Below are 22,039 nucleotides of genomic sequence, written 5' to 3' on the forward strand. Positions count from 1 at the left end.
TTATCAATATGATTTTTTCCTAACTTCTCATATTGGTCTATATTTGAATAGAAAATTAAAATGTGTCTTTTTAATTAATCAATTACAAAATGAAAAAAATCAATCTCTTTTTCTGTTTCTTACTTTTTAGTTTATGTTCCTTTGGACAAAAAATACCAGGAAACTTCTATTTAGACTTTGGAGCAACAATGTGGCAAGATGATAAGGGACTTGAATTAGAAACCCAATCCAGATCTATCTCTTTGGCCTATATGTATGAATTAGTATTGGATCAAAATGGGCAATTTACTTTCAACCCAGGAGTTGGTTATACTGCCGATAATTACTTTTTAAAAAATGGTGTGACGCTTTACAACAATGGTAGTCATACAGAACCTGTTGGTGCTATTGACAGCAATCAAAAATTACGCAAAAGTAAGCTTGTTGGTAATTATGTAGACGTACCCTTAGAATTTAGATTTAGAAATCACCCCGGTAGAAATGCTTTCCGATTAGCTGTTGGAGCAAGATTAAGTCTTTTAGTCGATGGTCATACCAAAGTAAAATATGAAGATGAATTTGGAAATGTTCGTGTCTCTAAAGACAAGGGAAATTTTAATTTAAATCGTTTCAAAGCAGGTTTAGTCGGAAGAATTGGTTACGGGTGGATTAACTTCTTCTGTTATTATGGCCTCACAAACACTTTTGAAAGTGATAAATTATTAAATACAGATGGAAATGCGTTCACCGGTACTGACAGACCTATTACTATTGGTATTACTGTTTCGAATTTCTAGATTAAAATACCTTTACTGGAAAGGCTACTTCGACAAAATTAGGGTCGAAGTAGCCTTTTTTATTTCTGTATTCTATAATTATCATAAGATTATAACCACAAAAAGAATAATTTAAATAAATTCGTCACTGAACCTGTATTATAAAACCGTCAAATGATTTATATTTACTAAACATGAGTTCTAAAGAGTTGGTAATCAAAACGAACAGCATAGATGATTTAGCATCGGCAGCTCAACAAGTAATTGACTTTACTAAAGGCGAATCCAATGTCTGGCTTTTTCATGGTGAAATGGGAGCTGGAAAAACGACTTTCATAAAAAGCATTTGTAATATACTTGGTGTTTTAGACCACGTAAACAGCCCTACATTTGCACTAGTCAATGAATACATGACAGATAATGCCGATACTATCTACCACTTTGATATGTATAGAATCAAAGATGAAACAGAAGCATTTGATATAGGTTTTGAGGAGTATATTTACAGTAAAAACCTTTGCTTGATTGAGTGGCCTTCAAAAGTAGAGCGACTATTGCCAGAAGACTGCATTGATATTGATATCAAAGTAGTGGATGAACACTCAAGAGAAATTACAATTAGATTAAATTAAACTTTCTTCTCTAGATAACATATGGGAAAGCAACGTGAAGGCTTCGAGAAAGCTACTGAGAGTTATTCTCAATTCCACCCTCAAGAGGTGATGGAAGGGCCTGTATCCAAAAAAGGGAATCCCCTTAAAATTGGTTTACCAAAAGAACTAAATCCAGATGAAAAAAGGTGTGCTTTGCGACCTGGAGCTGTTTCTATATTAGTCAACAACGGAGTTGAAGTTTTAGTTGAATCCAAAACTGGCCAGCACGTCAATCACCTCGATCAAGAATATGCTGATGCAGGTGCTACTATTGTGTATACGCATAAAGAAGCCATGGAAGCTGACCTTGTCATTAAAATTGCTTCTCCCACTGTAGAAGAAATTTCTTATATGAAGAAAAATAAAGCCATCATTTCGGCCATTCATATGAGGGATATTCAAAAAAGCGTACTCACGGCTTTAAACGCTAAAAAGATCACTGCATTGGGTTTTGAGCTTTTAGAAGACAAAGTAGGTGGTTTACCTTTAGTAAGAGCGATGAGTGAAATTGCAGGAAGTACAGTCATGCTGATTGCTGCCGAATATTTAAGTAGCTACAATGGCGGTAAAGGTATTATTTTAGGAGGAATTACAGGTGTACCTCCATCAAAAGTAGTTATACTTGGTGCCGGTACAGTTGCTGAATATGCTGCAAGAAATGCCATAGGTATGGGAGCTGAAGTGAAAGTTTTTGATAATGCCATCTACAAGCTTAGAAGACTAAAAAAAGAACTCAATCTTCCTCATTTATTCACCTCTGCTTTTGATAGTACTTCTATTCAAGAAGCTTTAAGCAGAGCAGATATTGTCATCGGAGCCGTGCATACACATGGCACCAGAACCCCTTCGATTGTAACCGAAGAAATGGTGGCAAGTATGAGAGAAAATTCGATTATTATTGATGTCTGCATTGATCAGGGAGGGTGTTTTGAAACGTCTGAACCTACCAATCATAGACATCCTGTTTATAAAAAACATGGAGTTATCCACTATTGTGTCCCTAACATTGCATCTAGGGTATCAAGAACGGCGACTGCTGCAATCAGTAATATCTTCACAACTACCTTGATGAAACTCAATGATGAAGGAAGTGTAGACACAATGATGCGAAGACATTCTTGGTTTACCAAAGGGGTTTACACCTACAAAGGGTGTGTGACTAATCAAATGATTGCAGAAAAATTTGATCTCCCACTTAAGAATTTAGATTTAATTCTTGCTGCTGGAATTTAAAACCCTTCAATTTGAACAGTTTCACAACTGCTTATATAATTCCATTTTGTATTAAAAAATTAGATAAAAAATAAGGTAAGAGGAAGTAATACATCTTCACTCTTACCTTATTTTTTATTCCTGATTCAAAGTTGTTTTTCCATTCGCACAAAAAGAATTCCTTTTCTGACGAATGAAGTATCTGTTTGGTGTAAGCCCTCTCGTTCATACAAGATTGTTGCTGTAGCTCTAGCATTACACCATAATAAATTTGCTCCACCTTCTTTGGCTACTTTCATCACATGTTTCAACAACATGCTACCATAACCTTTTCCTTGCTCCTCTTTTAAGGTTGCAAATTTTCGGAACTGTACATTCTTATCTGGATCCATAAATAGGGAAATCACTGATGTCAGTACCTCATTTACAAACAATCCCAAATGTTGTCCCCTTTCATCATCTGGAATTTTCACATAGGATAGAGGCTCATTGGGCCACATTACCTTATGTCTTAACGCCCAAGTCTGAGGGGCGGTTATTTCTTTAATTTCGATTTTCATACGGTTAAAAAAAGCGACTGAAGAGCCGCTTATCCTCTTCTATATTTTGTTGCTTAGAAAGCGACTTCAACTCTAATGACCCATGGAGAATTAGTATAAGAAGTTTTTTCATCATAAGAGAAGTCATAAAGTGCAATAATATTCACACCGCCTTTTCTACCAATGCCTTGTGAAATACCGCCACCCAATAAAAACTGATCTCTCCAAATACTATCTTTTACTGTCTCTCCTTTATTATCCCTATATTCTCTATTATTACTAAAACCATAATATTCTGCTTGAGGGAAAATCCTTAACCCATCTTTTAACGGGATCATATATCTCATAAATGGTCGAATACCATAATTGTTTTCTTTATAGGAAACATCTTTTCTCTCAAAGTACTCATAAACAAAGCCCATACCTACTTGAAAGTTTGGTGTCACCATGTATCCAACCATAGGTAAAATAGCAACCTGTGTATGTATATTAGAAAAACCTAATCCCAATCCACCTCCAAAGAAGATTTTATCTTTTAAAGGAAGGTCTTTATGGCTTTTGTCTTTAAAAGCATCCACGTCTGATTCTGTTGGTTTCTTGTATTCTGACGATGGTTTTGCCGTTTCTGTAGAATCTTCAACATAATTATATACTTGAGCTGATGCTGAAGTATAAATTAACATAGAGAGCAAAAGTGCTAGGGTAGTTATAATGTTTTTCATATCAAGTATTTCTATTTTTACTCAAATTAATTAAAATTTTAGCCAATTTCATGAAGTGATCCACCAATTTCTGTAGATTACTAAGATAAAATAAATGATCTCCACCATGAAGACAAATACAACTCCACAATATACTCAAGATCCTTCTTTTAAAACGTTAAAAAAAATCAGTACTGTGATGGATGAAGCGATCAGAGTTCCAGGAACCAAATTCAGAATTGGCTTGGATCCTTTTATTGGTATTATTCCAGGTGTTGGAGATACTTTGTCCATTATAATTTCTGGTATTTCTTTGTATACTGTGGCCCGAAATGGCGTTCCCCCAAGACTCATCATGGCCATGACATTTAATTTGATCATCGATTATTTGATTGGGTTAGTACCCGGCATAGGTGATTTTATTGATATTTTTTACAAGGCCAACAGAAATAATACACAGATGCTCATCAACTATTATGAGAAAAATCCAGAAGCCATTGATCAAGTACAAAAAGGTTCTTCCGGATTAATTGTCTTTGCAGGGTTAATGTTTCTCCTCATTGTTGGAGTAGTCGGAATCTGTTTCTACTTTATTCGTCTGGTTATTTTTCAATCTATGGGTTGGGAATAAAATTACATTTCCAAAAGATACTCTACCAATTGATACACATTGGTGTAGGGTTCTCTTTCATAAAATTTATAATGGGTGTTTACGCCATGAGTATAAGATTCTTCTAACTTTTTAGCCCGTTGAATTGCCAAGGGAGTTAAATCCTTTATACTTTGATAGTTTTTACCATTTTTATGATAACGAGCAACATGATTTTGTTGAATATACTTGATAAGCATTCCACACTTTGCAAAATGTTGATTTACGTCCAAGTCTTCATAATGCAGTAAAAACCAAAGTTCAAAGCAGATATTAGAAATAATAATTTCGATGTCATGCTCATTGGCTAACTTAATGACGTCTTCAATATGCTTATGAAAATCCCGATCGAATACCAACCAAATTGTCTCATAGGGGTTACCTTTGACCAATGCTCTTTTTTTCTTGATGATAGCCTCCCGAACAAGGCCAAGCGGGCTATGACTTTTAGGTTGATAAACCTCTACATCAACAGCTGTCAATGCTCTTCTTTTCTGACCGTCGTGCTTTAATCCATTAAAATAATTAGGTTCTGTTTTCGCTCCCTCACATAATATAAGGACTCTTTTTCGAAGTGATCTAGTTTTATCTTTTCTTCTATTCCTCATCATCTGTAGGGTTAAAGTCAAAATCCAAAGCCATTTGATTAATGGAAGGTGTACCTCCAAATTTCCCCGTCAGGTACCATTCCTCTAATGGTAATTCTCTTTTGAGATTTGGAATATCAGAAACAGAAGAAATTTCGGTAATACCATCCTCTGACCTTTCAGAAATAAAAATCTGATCAAAACGGAAGAGTTGATCATTTAATAGTGATGCATCGTGCGTTGAAAAAATGAGTTGTGCCCTATGAGGATTTGTCTTAGGATTATGAAATAGTTTGATTAATGCTCTCGTTAAATGAGGGTGCATACTCTGATCCAATTCATCAATAGCCAAGGTGTCTCCGGCCTCTAACACTCTTAATATTAGTCCACCTAAAGCCACTAATTTTCGTGTTCCAATCGATTCTTCCTTCAAGTCAAATGAAATAGGAGGATCATCCGAATAAGGCAGCTTATGAATGGTTTTGATTTGATACCTTCTTCTCCCCTCAAAAAGTCCCATCAATTCACTGTCTTCTTGAAAAACCTCAATGCCACTCACTCCTGTATCTGCATGACTTACTAGTTGACAGAGATTTTTCAAAAACCTTTGAGAATCATCATTGACAATATGCTTTGCAATACCTTGCAATAAAGCATCGTCATACACTGAACGGTATAAAATATAAGCCCTTAAATGATTCTTGAAAAATTGCCAAGGTGCTACCAATTGTTCTAAACCTAATTGAGCCCCTTTGGAAAGAAAAAGTTGATAGGGTAAAACATGTCTTGCAATGGTCTGCTTATCGCCTTTTAATTTCTTACCGAAACTAGTCAACTCCCCCTCATTCCTCTCAAAAAACTTTACCCTTCTAGAATTTGGATAAGCATACAATGCCTCATGAGTCACTTGATCCACATCCCTTGACATTTCATATTCGTATTGAATACCGTCATTCGCAATAAAGCGAATATAAAAATCAGTGGGAAGTTCTCTTGATAATCGATCTAGACGGAAGGGAACATAGGCTTTTGCACCTTCTCCAATGGCACTGTCATGTCCCTCTTGTACCATCACTGTCAACGCTTCTAATGCTCTTAATAAATTACTCTTTCCTGAAGCATTGGCACCAAAAACAACTGCTGTTGCCAAAGTCTCTGTCTGTTTGTAATTGGGATGGATAAATAAACGGTCTTCAGTTCCTGTTTTACGTACTCGCCCAGAAGGTAAAAGAGATAATACCTGCTCATCTTTGATAGACCTAAAGTTGGAAACAGAGAATTCTATTAGCATTGTTTTTTGAATGAATAATTATGGATTAAAAAGGAACAATTAGGCTTTGTTCCTCCGTTAATTTACAAAAAAATAAGGTATAACGCTTCAACATTAAAGCATTATACCTTACTCTTCTATTTTTGTGGTTCTGATTGTGGTGCGGTGGGTAGACACATAGGTCTGCCCCTACGGATTAATCAATGATTTCACCCAACAATGTACCACCTGTACAGTCGTGAATCTTCACTGTTGCATACTCACCCAGTTTTGCATTTCCTTTCGGGAATACAACCACTTTGTTGTGAGAGTTTCTTCCTTGGAAATGCTCTTTTGAACGTTTTGAGTAGCCATCAATCAATACCTTCTGTACTTCACCCACATTCAATGCGTTTCTTTCTGCTGAATGCTGTCTCTGTAAAGTAACAATTTCCTGAAGTCTACGCTTTTTGACATCCAATGGAATATCATCTTCGAATTTCTTTTCTGCTAAAGTACCTGGTCTTTCAGAGTAGAAGAACATATAGCTATAATCAAACTTCACATATTCCATCAATGATAATGTATCTTGATGTTCCTCTTCTGTTTCAGTACAGAAACCAGCAATCATATCTGAAGAAATACCACAATCATTACCAAATACCTCACGGATTTTATCAATTCTATTAATATACCACTCACGGTCATAGGTACGGTTCATGATATCCAATACTCTTGAGTTACCCGATTGTACTGGCAAGTGAATGAAGTTACAGATGTTTTCGTGCTTCTTCATTGTGTAAAGCACATCATCCGTAATATCTTTTGGATGTGACGTAGAGAAACGAATTCTTAATTCAGGAGAAACTCCGGCTACCATTTCCAATAGCTGAGCAAAGCTGACAATTTCAACGTCTTCCTCTTTAAGTTCTTTTTTCTCTAAACGAGCTTTATTGTTTTCCTCATCAGACCATTTGTAAGAATCTACGTTCTGACCTAATAAAGTCACTTCTTTGTATCCTTGATCGAATAGTTCTTGTGCTTCTTTTACAATAGAGTGTGGGTCTCTCGAACGCTCACGACCTCTAGTGAAAGGTACTACACAGAAAGAACACATGTTATCACAACCTCTCATAATAGAGATCATCGCTGAGATACCATTTGAGTTCAATCTTACAGGAGCAATATCTGCGTACGTCTCATCTCTTGACAAGAATACATTTACTCCTTTATCTCCTTCGTCAACATCGCCTACTAATTTTGGAAGATCACGGTAAGAATCGGGACCCGCCACGATATCTACCATTTTTTCTTCCTCAAGAAGCTGTGTTTTCAAACGCTCCGCCATGCAGCCAAGTACACCGATAATCATACCCGGCTTACTCTTTTTGACTCTATTGAATACTCTCAAACGTTGACGAACTGTTTGTTCTGCTTTTTCACGGATAGAACAAGTATTCAAGAATACAAGGTCAGCTTCTTCTACGTTAGAAGTCGTTCCGAAATTGTTTTTCTGCATAACAGAAGCTACAATCTCAGAATCCGAGAAATTCATTTGACAACCATAGCTCTCAATATAAAGCTTACGTTGTCCTTCATTTGCCGTATTTTCTGTGACTTTTACCTCACACGACACTGATTTTTCATCAACCTGCTCACCGACAAGGTTGATATCTTTAATCAAATCGCTCATTCTTTAGGAATTTAAGACAGAAGGTTGAGGATTTTCAGTCCTCCTATATTCTGAGCTTAATCTAATTGTTATTAAATATGAAAGTGATTGATTTACAAAACCTTAAAAGGCTCAAAAACCAACCCCTTATTTCTTAATCTCTTCAGCTTTAAATAAAGCCGAATGCAAAATTACTATTTGAAGTGAGAAGTGTCAATTATGTTTACAAATGATTGACTTTCAATGTAATTTAGAATTAATAAAAATAAACAACCCTTACTCATTTACCGAACGTGCTCATTGTTAATTTTATCATAATAAACCTTAATTGTTGAATAATTCTTCAAAAAAGGGGGGCATAATCATCATTATTATATTACCTCATTGTATTAAGGTATTATAATTGCGAAATTTATTTTAAATAAATATTTGAACTACTAGAGCACTTATACTATTAACGTGAAATCCTTTTCCTACCAACTTATCACTACCCTCTTCCTATGTATCTTCATTTCGACTTTATCACAAGCACAACATACTTTACATCGAATGAATATACATGCTTGGGCCGCAAGTGAATCACCAAAGATTGATGGCGATTTAGATGATGCCGTATGGTCTGACCCATTGCATATGAGTAACCTTACTGCAAGTGCGAACAATGTATTGTATAATGCAGATCCTGCTAAATATATATCTGAAGGTTATTTCACTCAGAATAGCCCTTACAATAATCAACCTTCCGCTTTTAAATCAAGAGTTCAAATCGCTTATGACGATTATGCTATTTATGTAGCTGCTCAATTGTATGATCCTGCCCCGGATTCAATTCGTACGAATATGGGTGCAAGAGATTCAGGAGGAAACGGAGCTGATGTTTTTGTTGTTTCATTTGATACTTACAACACACAACAAGATGCGTTTGAATTTGTCGTGACTGCTTCGGGAGTTCAAAGTGACCGAAAGAGAGGAACATCAGGTTGGGATGGAAATTGGAATGAGGTCTGGTCAAGTGCTGTACAAATAAATGATGAAGGTTGGGCTGTAGAAATGGCAATTCCTTACAGAGCATTAAGAATGCCCGATTCAAAAGAACAAATTTGGGGATTAAATTTCTCAAGAGGAATTTCTCGTAAAGGAGAGACTTCTTTTTGGAATCCTGTAGATGCTAATAAATCAGGTTATGTAAATCAATTTGGTACACTAAGAGGAATCTATGATGTAAAACCTCCTCTTCGCCTTACGCTTTCTCCTTATATCAGTAATGTAGTGGTAGGAAAACAAGGAAGCGACAAAATGGCCAATACATTTTCTGGAGGTGCTGATTTAAAATTAGGTTTGGGGCAAAGTTTCACATTGGATGTGAGTTTAGTACCTGACTTCTCTCAAGTGCAAGCGGACAATGATGTTCTAAATTTATCAGCTTTTGAAGTAAAGTTTGGTGAATTCAGGGACTTCTTTACACAAAATACTACAATTTTCAATAAATGGGGACAGTTCTATTCAAGAAGAATTGGACAAAGTCATCATTCTCCAAGCAATGATTTATTGGAGGAGCATGAACAATATATTTATAAGCCTTCTGATGCTCCATTGATCAATTCCATTAAACTGACGGGGATTACCGAAAAAGGATTAGGTGTAGGAGTATTAAACTCCATCACAAACGAGAGTTTTGCCATTATTGAAGATACACTTACTGATGGTCTTAGAGAGGTGAAAGTAGACCCTGTCACTAACTTCAATATGATTTCTTTGGAACAAAGTTTACCCAACAACTCCAAAGTAGGATTTATGAATACGAATGTGATGAGGGGTTCAGGGTATAAAAATTCCAATGTCACTTCTGGAGAATTCAGCCTATTTAATAGAACAAATACCTATAGAATTAGAGGTTTTGGATCGCTATCGCAAGAATACCTTCCAGTAGATGATGATCCATCAACAGAAGATCAAAAGTTAACAACACTTGGCCATCGTATCAATCTAAGTGGTGGAAAAGTGGCTGGAAAATGGAGATATTGGGGATCTACAAACATTGAATCTGATACTTATAATCCTAATGATTTGGGCTACAACAGTTCAAACAATCAGATTTATGCTTCGGCCAATGTTTCTTACAATATTTTTGAACCTAAAGGTTTTTATAGACGCTATTGGGTACGATTGAGTGCCAATGAAAACTGGCTGTATAATCCTCGTACTTTTATTTCAAGAAGAGCTTGGACTGATGGTTGGATGCAATTCAATAACTTATGGAGTGTTTACTATGACTTTTCTGTCCAACCAGGGTTGTCCTATGATTATTTTGGGCCTAGGGTAGAAGGTTATCGATTTAAACAATATCCTTCTAATTGGGGAGGTTTAACCATCAATACAGATGGTAGACAAAAGTACTCTGTAAGTCTCAGAACAAGCTACTGGCAGCGTCAAGAGTTTAATCAGTTTGATACTTACTATCGATACGGTCAAACTTTTAGAGCTTCTGATAAATGGGATATCAACCATTCCATTTCATGGAACAACAAACAGAATGAAAAAGGGTATGCTACCACAGTTCGTGATGAAAATGATGACGTAGAAAACGTGATTTATGGCGACCGTAATGTAACTACCTTAGAAAATAATTTCTGGACACAATACACTTTCTCTCCGAAGATGTTTGTGAAGTTCAGACTAAGACATTATTGGAGACAAGTAGCATACAGTGAATTTTTCAACCTTACGCAAGATGGAGACCTGTCTGAATCTGACTACTCGGATATCAATGAGGATGGCGAAAAAGAACACGATGCGAATTACAATACTTTCAACATGGAGTTATCTTACAGTTGGGAGTTTTTACCAGGAAGTTTCTTTACTGCCTTATGGAGAAATCAACTAGGTTCATCTTCTCATAATTCACATTACGGATTTAATGAAAACATCAACGAAATGTGGAAAGAGGCACAAGTGAACACTGTTTCTGTAAGAGTAATGTATTTCTTGGATTATCAACAGGTGAAAAAAGGATTTAGTAGAAATTAATTTTTCCTTCTATCATCATATAAGAAGCACTTGATTCCGTCAATATCAAGTGCTTTTTTATTAAAAAATAAACCCCTTAACTGCTTTTCACAATTAAGGGGCTTACCATAATTTCAATAGATGGTTTATTAAAATTTCATCTCAGCATTTAATGCATCTAGCATTCCTTTTGCTTTCAATAAACATTCTTCATACTCTAATTCTGCATTGGAGTCGATCGTAATCGCACTACCAATTTGGAAGGATAAGTATTTATTTCTTGCATTGTAAAAGGCACTTCTGATCACTACATTAAAATCAAAATCTCCTTCTGGAGTGATATAACCTATAGAACCAGAGTATAAACCTCGTTTCGTTCGCTCATACGTTTCAATCAATGCCATTGCCATCACCTTTGGTGCTCCGGTCATACTTCCCATTGGAAATGCATTTTTCAATACTTTCGCAAAAGGAATACCTTCCTTGATTTCTCCTTCAATTGTTGAAATCATTTGGAAGACGGATTTGAAACCATAGATTCCAAAAATCTCCGGTACTTTGATCGTTCCTGCCTTACAAGTTCTAGCTAAGTCATTTCTCACCAAATCCACAATCATCATATTTTCTGCCACTTCTTTTTCATCATTACGAAGCTGTACTTTCAATTGATGATCTTCTTCCTCAGTCTTTCCTCTTCGGATTGTTCCCTTAATAGGCTGAGAAATTACTTTATTGTCTTCTTTTTTCATGTAGCGTTCCGGAGAAGAACAAGCGACAAACTTGTTTTTCACTTTATGGAATGCTGAAAAAGGAGCAGGTGACAATGCTGAAATTCTTAAGTACAAATCAAACGGATCAATCTCCGCTTCTCTTGCCAAGAATTCCATACAGATATTGACCTCATAAACATCTCCTTCTACGATATGTTCCTGTATTCTTTCTACAGTATCGATATAGATTTTATGAGAGATTTTTGGACTCACTTCTCCACCCCAGCCATCAATTGAAGGTTGAGGTACTTCTTGTTGAGAAACTTGATAAAAAATAGCTTCAGCATCACCGTCTGAAACAATTTGAACTTCATTTCCTTCAAAAATGAATAATGTTTTAGGGATATAGAAAAAGGCATTTGCCATATCAATCCCATCTTGATGGTCAGAACATAACAGTTCTACCTCATTTTTAAGGTCATATCCCCAATGACCAAACAACCAACTTTTGTGTTGATTATGGAATTTTTGAACGCTTTCAAAAGAGTTTCCTTCCTCAATATCACAAACTTTTTTAGCCCCAACAGCTAATAGGTGCTTAAAACCTCCATTAGGGTAATCTATTCCGTGATCGTACAAGTAGGTGCAGTAAGTTTCATCCTTACCCCAATTCCATGCTTGCAGACGAAATGACTCCACATCTTCGACTTGAAAACGCATTCTTTTTTCTTCTATTTCTTCCAAAAACATCACAACACAAAATTAATCATTTATAATTGATCTTTACACAGTTTAATCAATTAAGAATCTGTTAACTGAAAATTGCTAATGCATTCGATCTCCTCGGACATCCATTGTTTTGAGTAGTTCCGCTTCAAATTTCAAAAACTCTTGCCAGCGAATGTCCACTTCCTCTCTTGGTTTGTACTTTCTTGCCAACTCAATAAATGTGACATAATGCCCTGCCTCGGATATCATCAATTCATAATAGAAACTCTTCAAGTCTTCATCATCCAAGCCTTTCCAAAGTAATTTGAATCGCTCACAAGATCTCGCCTCAATCAAAGCACTCACTAAAAGCTTATCCACCAATTGGTCCATTCTTGATCCTCCTTTTTTGGCAAACTTCACAATCGAATTCACATACTCATCTTTACGCATACGCCCCAAAGACAAACCACGTTTACGAAGTTGCTTTACCACTCTCTCAAAATGTTCCCATTCTTCTGCAACAATCGGCATCAAAGTATCCACCACATCATCTAATTCAGGATAGTTGACAATAATCGACATACTTGCTGTAGCCGCTTTCTGTTCACAGTATGCATGATCAACTAAAATTTCCTCAATATTGTTTTTCTCCACCATGCTTACCCACTTCGGATCAGTCGGTAATTTGAGGTGAAGCATGTGTCCTTGCCCTTTGAATTCTTCTTCCATCGGATCAATAAAATGTTAAGTGTGAGTATTAGAGCATGTTTGAAACATCTCTTTTAATAAAAATATATTCCAAACATGCTCTTAAAGTGCGAACTTACTTCTTTTTTAGAGTTTTATTGAATAGAAAGAGCTTTAAATAGTATCTACATATAAATGATAGTGTTCTCTTATTCCATATAATCAAGTTTTGTTAGTATAAACTTCGCTCTCAGCGAAATCAATACTATCACTTACCTCTGTAATTAGTTTCCTAAAACGTGACTTTCACCCACATTACTCCTTAAAAATCATTTATAACTAATTTTAAACTAGTCTTTTAATTTTTATTTATTAATTTTGCCACACTTTACACTTTAGGGGTGTTCGTTAAATCGAACTGAGAAATACCCTTTGAACCTGATGCGGTTAGTACCGACGAAGGGAAAAGTCATTTCTACTCTTGCACGCATTCCGTGCATTCCCTCCTAAGGTTTATTGATTGTATTGATTTTGAGTTTTCATCACTCATGATAACTCCTACATTTCAAATTTTATTGAAGAAATGAATATCACTGTAAACAATAAGTCTGTTTCACTTCCAAGTGCTTACTCTATAGCACAATTATTAGAGCACATGAACATTTCGGTGGCACGTGGTACTGTAGCGGTCGCCATTAATGATGAAATCATTTCCAAAGAGGCATGGGAAAACCACGCTATCTCTGAAAATGATCATGTAACCATAGTCGCTCCTGCACAGGGAGGATAATTTGATTGAAGAATAAAACTGAAGAATTAAGAACATTGGTGATCTTTCACTTCTATTCTTTACTGATTTCTCAAAACAAAATTGATTTTTTGGGATTGGTAAATCAGATGTTTTTATGAATTAAGCATAGGAAACACCCCGATTTTCTTAATTCTTCACTCGAATAAACACTTACGAAATAATGAAAAAGCAAGACAAAATCCCTAGTCAGGAAGTCATCAGCCGTGCTCCTTTCACTGGATCGAAAAAGATCTATGTAGACGGTGAGATTCACAACATCAAAGTAGCGATGCGTGAAATCGAGCAAGCGGACACGAACCACAAGTTCCTGAACAAAGTAGAGAAAAACCCACCAATCACAGTTTATGATACATCTGGACCATTTACTGATCCTGACATCGAGATTGATGTAAGAAAAGGTTTAGACAAACTTCGTAAGGATTGGATTCTTGACAGAGGTGATGTGGAGGAACTTCCAAAACTATCATCTGAGTATGGTATCGAGCGTCTAGAAAATTCTGAGTTAGATCACTTACGTTTTGAGCACATCAAAAAGCCTTTGAAAGCGAAAAAAGGTCAAAATGTTTCTCAAATGCACTATGCTCGTAAGGGTATCATCACTCCAGAAATGGAATACATTGCTATTCGTGAAAACCAAAGAATTGAAGAGCAAGAAGGTAAATTCGGTACGCAACACCCTGGTAATAGCTTCGGTGCAAACACTCCTGTAGGTAAAATCACTCCTGAGTTTGTTCGTGACGAAGTAGCAGCGGGTCGTGCTGTAATTCCTAACAACATCAACCACCCTGAGTCTGAGCCAATGATTATTGGTCGTAACTTCTTGGTGAAAATCAACGCTAACATTGGTAACTCTGCGGTTACATCTTCTATCGAGGAAGAAGTAGAAAAAACAGTTTGGGCTTGCCGTTGGGGAGCTGATACAATCATGGACCTTTCTACAGGTAAAAATATCCACGAAACACGTGAGTGGGTTATCCGTAACTCTCCAGTGCCAATCGGTACAGTGCCAATTTACCAAGCGTTAGAAAAAGTAAATGGTAAAGCAGAGGACTTAACTTGGGAGATTTTCCGTGATACGTTGATCGAACAAGCAGAGCAAGGTGTCGATTACTTCACAATTCACGCAGGTGTATTATTACGTTACGTTCCAATGACTGCGAAACGTGTGACAGGTATCGTATCTCGTGGTGGTTCAATCATGGCGAAATGGTGTTTAGCACATCACAAAGAAAACTTCTTGTACACTCACTTCGAAGAGATTTGTGAGATTATGAAAGCATATGACGTGGCCTTCTCATTAGGTGATGGTCTTCGTCCTGGTTCTATTGCTGACGCAAACGATGAGCCTCAACTTTCAGAATTGAAAACATTGGGTGAGTTGACTAAGATTGCTTGGAAGCATGACGTACAAACGATCATTGAAGGTCCTGGTCACGTTCCAATGCACATGATCAAAGAAAACATGGATGCTCAGTTGCAAGACTGCTACGAAGCTCCTTTCTATACATTAGGTCCATTGACTACGGATATCGCTCCTGGTTATGACCACATTACTTCAGCAATTGGTGCCGCTCAAATCGGTTGGTACGGTACAGCAATGCTTTGCTATGTAACACCAAAAGAGCACTTAGGTTTACCAAACAAAGCTGACGTAAAAGAAGGTGTAATCACTTATAAAATTGCAGCACACGCGGCGGACTTAGCAAAAGGTCACCCAGGTGCTCAATACCGTGATAACGCTATGTCAAAAGCTCGTTTTGAATTCCGTTGGGAAGATCAATTCAACTTATCGTTGGACCCAGATACTGCTCGTGAATATCATGATGAAACACTTCCTGCTGAAGGTGCAAAAGTTGCTCACTTCTGCTCAATGTGTGGACCAAACTTCTGTTCGATGAAGATTACTCAAGATGTTCGTGATTTTGCTGCGAAGCAAGAGAAAGAAGAAGGGTTGAAGCAGAAGTCTGAAGAGTTTAAAGAATTAGGAGGAGAAATCTATCACTAAAATGAGAGAAGAGGTTAGAGGGAAGAAGGAAGAGTTAAGAGAAGCTGAGGTGCGTGAAAACGACAATCACCTCTTACCTCATACTTTTTCCCTCAAACCTCCGATTATAGGTTTAACCAAAGAAAGTTTTTACGACTCTGAAGCGGATCAAATTGTTCGTTGGCTGAACAATGGCATTGACATTATTCACCTTCGAAAACCTAATGCCACTGAAGAGGAGATCAAAAACTTACTAGAAATTATCCCTGCTCATTTTCACTATAGAATAACTATTCACCAACATTATCATCTTACTAAAGAATATAATGTAGGTGGCATTCACTTTAAGGAATCTCAAAGGAAGGAATTAAAGTTAGAAGCGTTAAAAGATTGGAAAAAGAAAGGGTTACGATTGAGTTCCTCTGTACATCAGATGGACGAGATTTCAGAAATCCCGACACTTTTCAATTACTTGTTTCTGAGTCCGGTATTTGATAGCACTTCAAAAATCGGGTACAATTCCAACAAAGAGATTCTGAAAAGGATGAAAAAGGAACGTTTTCCGCATCATCAAATCATTGCATTAGGAGGTATCACTCCTAAAACTCTTTCAATGTTAGATGGGTCTTCATTTACAGGAGTAGCAATTTTGGGATACTTATGGAATGCTTCTTCAGCAGAAATCAAAAATAAAGCCTTCGAATTACAATCGTCATGGAAAACACTCGACCTAATGCCTTAATACTTGCAGGGTTTGATCCCTCAGCCGGAGCTGGCGTATTGTCAGATGTCAAAACTTTTGAAGCACATGATGTTCATGCCTTCGGAATTTGTACAGCCCTGACCTATCAGACCGGTGAAGATTTTATAGGGATGAACTGGGTAAGTGCTGATGTGATTACCGCACAGCTTTTACCGATTATAGAACGCTACCCTATTCATGTATTAAAAATCGGTATCGTTGAGAATTTCCAGTTGATGAGCCATTGGATTGACCTTATCAAAGGATTTTACCCGATGTGTAAAGTAGTACTCGATCCTGTATTGAGTGCGAGTGCAGGCTTTGATTTTCATAATGAAGCAACCATTCGTCAGTTGGACAAAGTTTTAAAGAAAGTGGACGTAATCACTCCCAATTGGAAAGAGATGCAACAGCTTTCTGACAACGATCCAATAGAAGAAGCCATCAAAATCAGTCAGTCAACTCACGTTCTTCTAAAAGGAGGACATCATCCCACAGAAAAAGGTACTGACTCACTGATTTACAAAGGTGAAATCACCAAAATTGAAGGTCGTGAAATGGAGATTTTCGAAAAACATGGTTCAGGTTGCGTATTGGCATCGTCCATCAGCAGTTACCTCGCCCATGGAAAATCTATTGAAGAAGCTTGCCGTTTAGGTAAAATTTATATCGAAGATTACCTAGCAAGTGACCTCAGTAAATTTGGACAGCATCATTTCATAACAATATCATGATACACAAACTACATTACATTTCGACTGAGAAAAAAGACAAAAACCACCTCGTACATATTCAAGAGGCGTGTGAGTCGGGTTGTCGCTGGATTCAATTAAGAGCCAAAGACATCAGTACTGAAGACTATATTACTCTAGCGAAAAAAGCGAAAGTAATCACAGATCTTCATAATGCTATTCTTCTCATCAACGATCGCCCCGATGTGGCCAAGGCTGTAAATGCAGATGGCGTACATGTAGGGAAAGAAGATATTTCTCCAGCGGAAGCAAGAGAAATTTTGGGAGAAGGAAAGATTGTAGGAGGTACAGCCAATACCATTGAAGACATTCAAAGGTTGTACGATTACGGTGTAGATTATATTGGATTGGGGCCGTTTCGTTTTACACAAACGAAGAAAAAATTGAGTCCAATCTTAGGTTTAGAAGGCTATCAGTCACTTTTAGACCAATGCAAAGAAAGAGGCATCGATACACCAATTATTGCGATTGGCGGTATTGAAGTGACAGATGTGGAAAGTATACTAAAAACGGGAGTTCACGGCATCGCTGTTTCAGGCGTCATTGCCAATGCCATCAATCCTGCTGGTGTAGTCACTGTTTTAAAAGATATTTTGAACAGAACTACCTCTCCTGTTTTATAAAAAAATCGAAAAAAAAATTATCCTCATGGATCAATTAAAAATAGCTGATAAAACTTTCAATTCTCGCCTTTTCACAGGTACAGGAAAGTTTATGTCAAATGATCTGATGGAGAAATCTTTAATTGCTTCAGGATCAGAATTAGTCACTGTTGCTCTAAAAAGAGTAGACGTTGACAATCCTGATGATGATGTATTAAAGCACCTTCAACACGATCAGTTCAATTTATTACCAAATACTTCTGGTGCTAGAACGGCCAAAGAAGCTGTCTTTGCAGCACAATTAGCACGTGAAGCACTAGGAACCAACTGGGTAAAATTAGAAATTCACCCCGATCCTAAATATTTAATGCCTGATCCGATTGAAACACTACAAGCGGCAGAGGAATTAAAGAAATTAGGTTTTGTGGTATTGCCTTATATCCATGCTGATCCGGTTTTATGTAAAAGATTGGAAGAAGTAGGATGTGATGCAGTAATGCCTTTAGGTGCTCCAATTGGAAGTAACAAAGGACTGAAAACATTAGATTTCTTAGAAATCATCATTGAACAAAGTAACGTTCCTGTTGTTGTTGATGCAGGTATCGGTGCCCCTTCTCATGCAGCACATGCCATGGAATTAGGAGCAGATGCAGTTTTAGTCAACACTGCCATTGCTGTTGCCGGAGACCCTGTTGCTATGGGTAAAGCATTCGGTCAAGCAGTAGAAGCAGGTAGAGCGGCACACTTAGCACAAGTTGCTCAACCAAGAGTAACTGCTGAAGCTAGTTCGCCATTAACAGGATTTTTGAACCAACTTTAATGTTGAGGTAAGAGGTAAGACGTTAGAGGTAAGAGGTAGAGATTCAGATTTCTCTCTCCTTTTCCCTGTTTCTCTTCCCTGTTCCCTCTTCCCTGACTTATGTATCAAGATTTATTTTATCAACATAATTGGGATGAAGTAAAGGCGAGTATCTACGCCAAAACCGCTCATGATGTGGAGCGTGCTTTGGGAAAAGAGAAAAGAAATTTAGAAGATTTCAAAGCCTTAATTTCTCCTGCGGCTGCTCCTTATTTAGAGCAGATGGCACAATTAAGTCATCAGTTGACGAAAAAGAGATTTGGCAACACGATTCAGATGTACACACCAATGTACCTTTCGAATGAGTGTCAAAACATCTGTACGTATTGTGGTTTTTCTTTGGACAATAAAGTAAGAAGAAGAACGCTTTCGGACGAAGAGATCATTCGCGAAGCAGAAGCTATTCGTGATATGGGTTTTGAGCACATTCTTTTGGTAACAGGTGAAGCCAACAGAACGGTGGGCGTAAAGTACATTAAGAACGCCATCAAACTGATGAAACCTTATTTTTCTCATATCTCAATGGAGGTACAACCAATGGACCAAGATGAATATGAAGAATTGATTGAGGCAGGTTTGAATACCGTTTTGGTATATCAAGAGACTTACCACAAGGAGGATTACAAAAAGCACCACCCGAAAGGAAAGAAATCTAACTTTGACTACAGAGTTGATACACCGGATCGTTTAGGTAAAGCCGGTATTCATAAGATTGGTGTCGGTGTTTTGATTGGTTTAGAAGACTGGAGAACAGATTCATTCTTTACCGCTTTGCATTTGGACTACCTTGAGCGTACCTATTGGCAAACGAAATACTCTATTTCATTTCCTAGATTAAGACCTTTCTCAGGAGGTTTGGAGCCTAAAGTGGAAATGAATGATAGAGAATTGGTACAGCTGATTTGTGCTTACCGCTTATTTGATGAAGAAGTTGAACTTTCTTTATCGACAAGAGAACACCCTATCTTCAGAGATAATATCATCAAGTTAGGTATTACTTCTGCTTCAGCAGGATCGAAAACAAACCCTGGAGGCTATGTAGTGGAGCCGGAATCATTGGAACAATTTGAAATTTCAGATGAAAGATCTGCTGAAGATTTTGCTGCCATGGTGAAAAGTCAAGGTTACGAAGTAGTTTGGAAGGATTGGGATTTAGCACTTCAGTAGTAACGTAGCCTGCTACGTTTAATACTTGGGAAAATCCACAGAAAATGAAGATTTAAGAACTTAATTATGTTGACGAAAGAAGAATACAAACGATACGACAGACATATCAGGTTAAAAGAGATTGGAGCAGAAGGACAGGAAAAGCTGAAAAATGCTTCTGTTTTGGTGATTGGTGGAGGTGGATTGGGATGTCCAGTATTACAATATCTTGCGGCAGCAGGAATTGGACATTTGATTATTGTTGATCATGATGTCGTTTCAGTTTCTAATCTTCAACGTCAAGTACTTTTTTCCACTTCTGACATTGGCAAACCCAAAGCAGAAGTGATCAAAGATCGCCTCATTGCAATGAACCCTGATTGCAATGTGGAGGTGATTCTTCAGCAGTTTTCTAAAGAAAATGCTTTATCCATCATCAAAAAAGCAGATGTGGTGGTAGATGGAACAGATAATTTTTCATCGAGATACCTTATCAACGACGCTTGTGTGATAGAAGACAAACCATTGGTTTCCGCCTCTATTCAGAGTTTTGATGGACAACTTTCTGTATTCAACTATAAAGGTGGTCCTACGTATCGCTGTATTTTCCCTAATCCTCCATCACAAGAAGAAGCTCCAAATTGTAATGAAATTGGAGTAGTTGGTTCTATGGTGGGCATTATGGGAACCATGCAAGCCACAGAAGTGATTAAGTTGGTCACAGGAGCAGGAAATGTATTAAGCGGACAACTTTTGTTGGTAAGTGGCTTAGATATGCAATTTCAAACATTGAAATTCAAGAAAAATCCAAAAGTTGCCAACATATCAACATTAGGTGATTATAATTTTGATTTTTGTGCGATTCCTGATGACGAAATTGAGATAAGTTATGAACAAGTGGAGCAACTACTCACCGACAATGTTGATAACTCAGTGTTAATTGATGTCCGCGAAGAATACGAAAGAGATATTGATGATATTGGCGGGATCAATATCCCATTAGCTGAACTGGAAGAAAGGATAGATGAAATTCCGGAGGTGGATCATATCATTTTCTATTGTCAATCGGGGAAAAGAAGTAGAAAGGCGATAGAGATATATCAATCTACATTGAATACTACTGCCCAACTTTTTAGCCTAAAAGGAGGAATGGAATTACTCTAAAAAGAACGGTTTTGTGCACCTAATATTAACAATAATACAAGTCCAAATAATATTTTCTGTTTAACGAAGATTAACCTTCCTTAGCTATTAAAAATTTTTATCTTTGCGGAGTGAAAGAAAATCTAGTAATAACACCGACTTACAACGAGATTGAAAACGTAGAACTAATCATACGTGCTGTTATGAATCTCGAAACTTCATTTGACATGCTGATTGTTGACGATGGATCACCCGATGGTACAGGTCAAAAAGTCAAAGAGTTAATCAAAGAATTTCCTAACCGCCTTTTTTTAGAAGAAAGAACGGAGAAAAATGGATTAGGAACGGCGTATATACATGGTTTCAAATGGGCATTAGAGAGAGATTATCAATTCATTTATGAAATGGATGCCGATTTTTCTCACAATCCAAATGATCTTGAAAAGCTGTATAAAGCCTGTAAAGAAGATGGTTTTGATATGTCGATTGGTTCTAGATACAAATCAGGTGTCAACGTGGTCAATTGGCCAATGGGAAGAGTACTGATGTCTTACTTTGCAAGTAAATACGTTCAGTTTGTGACGGGTCTTCCAATCAACGATACTACAGCCGGCTTCAAATGTTATACTAATAAAGTGCTAAATACCATCCTTACAAAGGACACGATTCACTTTGTAGGCTATGCTTTCCAAATTGAAATGAAGTTCAAAACGTGGATGTACGGTTACAAAATTAAAGAGGTACCCATTGTATTTACAGATAGAACAAGAGGCACTTCAAAAATGAGTACAAGTATTTTCAAAGAAGCATTTTTTGGTGTAATAACACTAAAAATCAGAAGCTACTTCAGAAAGTTTCAAGCGTAAATA

Annotated in this window: 21 protein-coding genes and 1 riboswitch; of the genes, 14 read left to right on the forward strand and 7 right to left on the reverse strand. The window is 37.1% G+C overall.

The window, feature by feature from the left end; all coding sequences use genetic code 11:
• The first annotated feature begins 89 nt into the window (after positions 1–89).
• The 3 genes from IC221_RS09575 to IC221_RS09585 all read left to right on the forward strand — a co-directional run bounded on the left by IC221_RS09575 (position 90) and on the right by IC221_RS09585 (position 2,641).
• Positions 90–776: an outer membrane beta-barrel protein gene (locus IC221_RS09575; RefSeq protein ID WP_188168761.1), complete on the forward strand. Its 687-nt coding sequence runs from the start codon at positions 90–92 to the stop codon at positions 774–776.
• Positions 777–949: 173 nt separating this feature from the next.
• Positions 950–1,387, forward strand: coding sequence for a tRNA (adenosine(37)-N6)-threonylcarbamoyltransferase complex ATPase subunit type 1 TsaE (gene tsaE / locus IC221_RS09580; protein ID WP_188168762.1), 438 nt, complete (start codon positions 950–952; stop codon positions 1,385–1,387).
• A 21-nt stretch (positions 1,388–1,408) separates the two neighbouring features.
• On the forward strand, positions 1,409–2,641 hold the full coding sequence (locus IC221_RS09585; protein ID WP_188168763.1) for an alanine dehydrogenase: 1,233 nt from the start codon (positions 1,409–1,411) through the stop codon (positions 2,639–2,641).
• Positions 2,642–2,766: 125 nt separating this feature from the next.
• Here the strand turns inward: IC221_RS09585 and IC221_RS09590 are convergent, their stop codons facing one another.
• Positions 2,767–3,180, reverse strand: a complete 414-nt coding sequence (locus IC221_RS09590) for a GNAT family N-acetyltransferase (RefSeq protein ID WP_044204522.1) — start codon at positions 3,178–3,180, stop codon at positions 2,767–2,769.
• Between the two features lie 53 nt (positions 3,181–3,233).
• Positions 3,234–3,881: a hypothetical protein gene (locus IC221_RS09595; protein ID WP_188168764.1), complete on the reverse strand. Its 648-nt coding sequence runs from the start codon at positions 3,879–3,881 to the stop codon at positions 3,234–3,236.
• A 106-nt stretch (positions 3,882–3,987) separates the two neighbouring features.
• Between IC221_RS09595 and IC221_RS09600 the strand changes: the two genes are divergently transcribed.
• Positions 3,988–4,491, forward strand: a complete 504-nt coding sequence (locus IC221_RS09600) for a DUF4112 domain-containing protein (RefSeq protein WP_188168765.1) — start codon at positions 3,988–3,990, stop codon at positions 4,489–4,491.
• 2 nt (positions 4,492–4,493) lie between these two features.
• Here the strand turns inward: IC221_RS09600 and IC221_RS09605 are convergent, their stop codons facing one another.
• The 3 genes from IC221_RS09605 to miaB form a co-directional block, all read right to left on the reverse strand.
• Positions 4,494–5,117, reverse strand: coding sequence for an RloB family protein (locus IC221_RS09605; protein WP_188168766.1), 624 nt, complete (start codon positions 5,115–5,117; stop codon positions 4,494–4,496).
• Positions 5,107–6,387 carry an ATP/GTP-binding protein gene (locus tag IC221_RS09610; protein WP_188168767.1) on the reverse strand — a complete coding sequence of 427 codons (1,281 nt, stop codon included), beginning with the start codon at positions 6,385–6,387 and terminating at the stop codon, positions 5,107–5,109. Before IC221_RS09610 ends, IC221_RS09605 begins: the two co-directional genes overlap by 11 nt.
• Positions 6,388–6,562: 175 nt before the next feature.
• Positions 6,563–8,038 (reverse strand): tRNA (N6-isopentenyl adenosine(37)-C2)-methylthiotransferase MiaB, encoded by a 1,476-nt coding sequence (miaB, locus tag IC221_RS09615; protein ID WP_169658328.1) that lies wholly within the window; start codon positions 8,036–8,038, stop codon positions 6,563–6,565.
• A 438-nt stretch (positions 8,039–8,476) separates the two neighbouring features.
• On the opposite strand from miaB, the gene IC221_RS09620 reads away from it, so the two are divergent.
• Positions 8,477–11,044, forward strand: a complete 2,568-nt coding sequence (locus IC221_RS09620) for a carbohydrate binding family 9 domain-containing protein (RefSeq protein ID WP_188168768.1) — start codon at positions 8,477–8,479, stop codon at positions 11,042–11,044.
• A 128-nt stretch (positions 11,045–11,172) separates the two neighbouring features.
• On the opposite strand, the gene IC221_RS09625 is transcribed toward IC221_RS09620, so the two are convergent.
• A complete protein-coding gene (locus tag IC221_RS09625; RefSeq protein ID WP_223241345.1) occupies positions 11,173–12,483 on the reverse strand; it encodes an anthranilate synthase component I family protein in 1,311 nt (436 codons plus the stop codon).
• A gap of 75 nt (positions 12,484–12,558) precedes the next feature.
• A complete protein-coding gene (locus tag IC221_RS09630) occupies positions 12,559–13,173 on the reverse strand; it encodes a tRNA-(ms[2]io[6]A)-hydroxylase (RefSeq protein ID WP_223241346.1) in 615 nt (204 codons plus the stop codon).
• Positions 13,174–13,518: 345 nt separating this feature from the next.
• A riboswitch (TPP riboswitch) is annotated at positions 13,519–13,613 on the forward strand.
• A gap of 101 nt (positions 13,614–13,714) precedes the next feature.
• Here IC221_RS09630 and thiS point away from each other — a divergent pair.
• The 9 genes from thiS (at position 13,715) to IC221_RS09675 (ending at position 22,036) form a co-directional block, all read left to right on the forward strand.
• Positions 13,715–13,921 (forward strand): sulfur carrier protein ThiS, encoded by a 207-nt coding sequence (thiS, locus tag IC221_RS09635; RefSeq protein ID WP_188168769.1) that lies wholly within the window; start codon positions 13,715–13,717, stop codon positions 13,919–13,921.
• A 181-nt stretch (positions 13,922–14,102) separates the two neighbouring features.
• Positions 14,103–15,947 (forward strand): phosphomethylpyrimidine synthase ThiC, encoded by a 1,845-nt coding sequence (gene thiC, locus IC221_RS09640; RefSeq protein ID WP_188168770.1) that lies wholly within the window; start codon positions 14,103–14,105, stop codon positions 15,945–15,947.
• 1 nt (position 15,948) lies between these two features.
• Entirely contained in the window at positions 15,949–16,668 is a 720-nt protein-coding gene (locus tag IC221_RS09645) for a thiamine phosphate synthase (protein ID WP_188168771.1), read from the forward strand.
• Complete coding sequence (locus IC221_RS09650) at positions 16,641–17,402, forward strand: hydroxymethylpyrimidine/phosphomethylpyrimidine kinase (protein WP_188168772.1); 762 nt, start codon at positions 16,641–16,643, stop codon at positions 17,400–17,402. Before IC221_RS09645 ends, IC221_RS09650 begins: the two co-directional genes overlap by 28 nt.
• Positions 17,399–18,043: a thiamine phosphate synthase gene (locus tag IC221_RS09655; protein ID WP_188168773.1), complete on the forward strand. Its 645-nt coding sequence runs from the start codon at positions 17,399–17,401 to the stop codon at positions 18,041–18,043. Before IC221_RS09650 ends, IC221_RS09655 begins: the two co-directional genes overlap by 4 nt.
• A gap of 25 nt (positions 18,044–18,068) precedes the next feature.
• Positions 18,069–18,842, forward strand: a complete 774-nt coding sequence (locus IC221_RS09660) for a thiazole synthase (RefSeq protein ID WP_044204544.1) — start codon at positions 18,069–18,071, stop codon at positions 18,840–18,842.
• 99 nt (positions 18,843–18,941) lie between these two features.
• Positions 18,942–20,048, forward strand: a complete 1,107-nt coding sequence (gene thiH, locus IC221_RS09665; RefSeq protein WP_188168774.1) for a 2-iminoacetate synthase ThiH — start codon at positions 18,942–18,944, stop codon at positions 20,046–20,048.
• A gap of 66 nt (positions 20,049–20,114) precedes the next feature.
• Entirely contained in the window at positions 20,115–21,191 is a 1,077-nt protein-coding gene (moeB, locus tag IC221_RS09670) for a molybdopterin-synthase adenylyltransferase MoeB (RefSeq protein ID WP_188168775.1), read from the forward strand.
• Positions 21,192–21,301: 110 nt separating this feature from the next.
• Positions 21,302–22,036, forward strand: coding sequence for a polyprenol monophosphomannose synthase (locus tag IC221_RS09675; RefSeq protein ID WP_044204549.1), 735 nt, complete (start codon positions 21,302–21,304; stop codon positions 22,034–22,036).
• The last annotated feature ends 3 nt before the right edge of the window (positions 22,037–22,039 follow it).

Origin of the sequence: Flammeovirga sp. EKP202, assembly GCF_014534745.1 — a bacterium.
In the GTDB taxonomy this organism is placed as follows: domain Bacteria; phylum Bacteroidota; class Bacteroidia; order Cytophagales; family Flammeovirgaceae; genus Flammeovirga.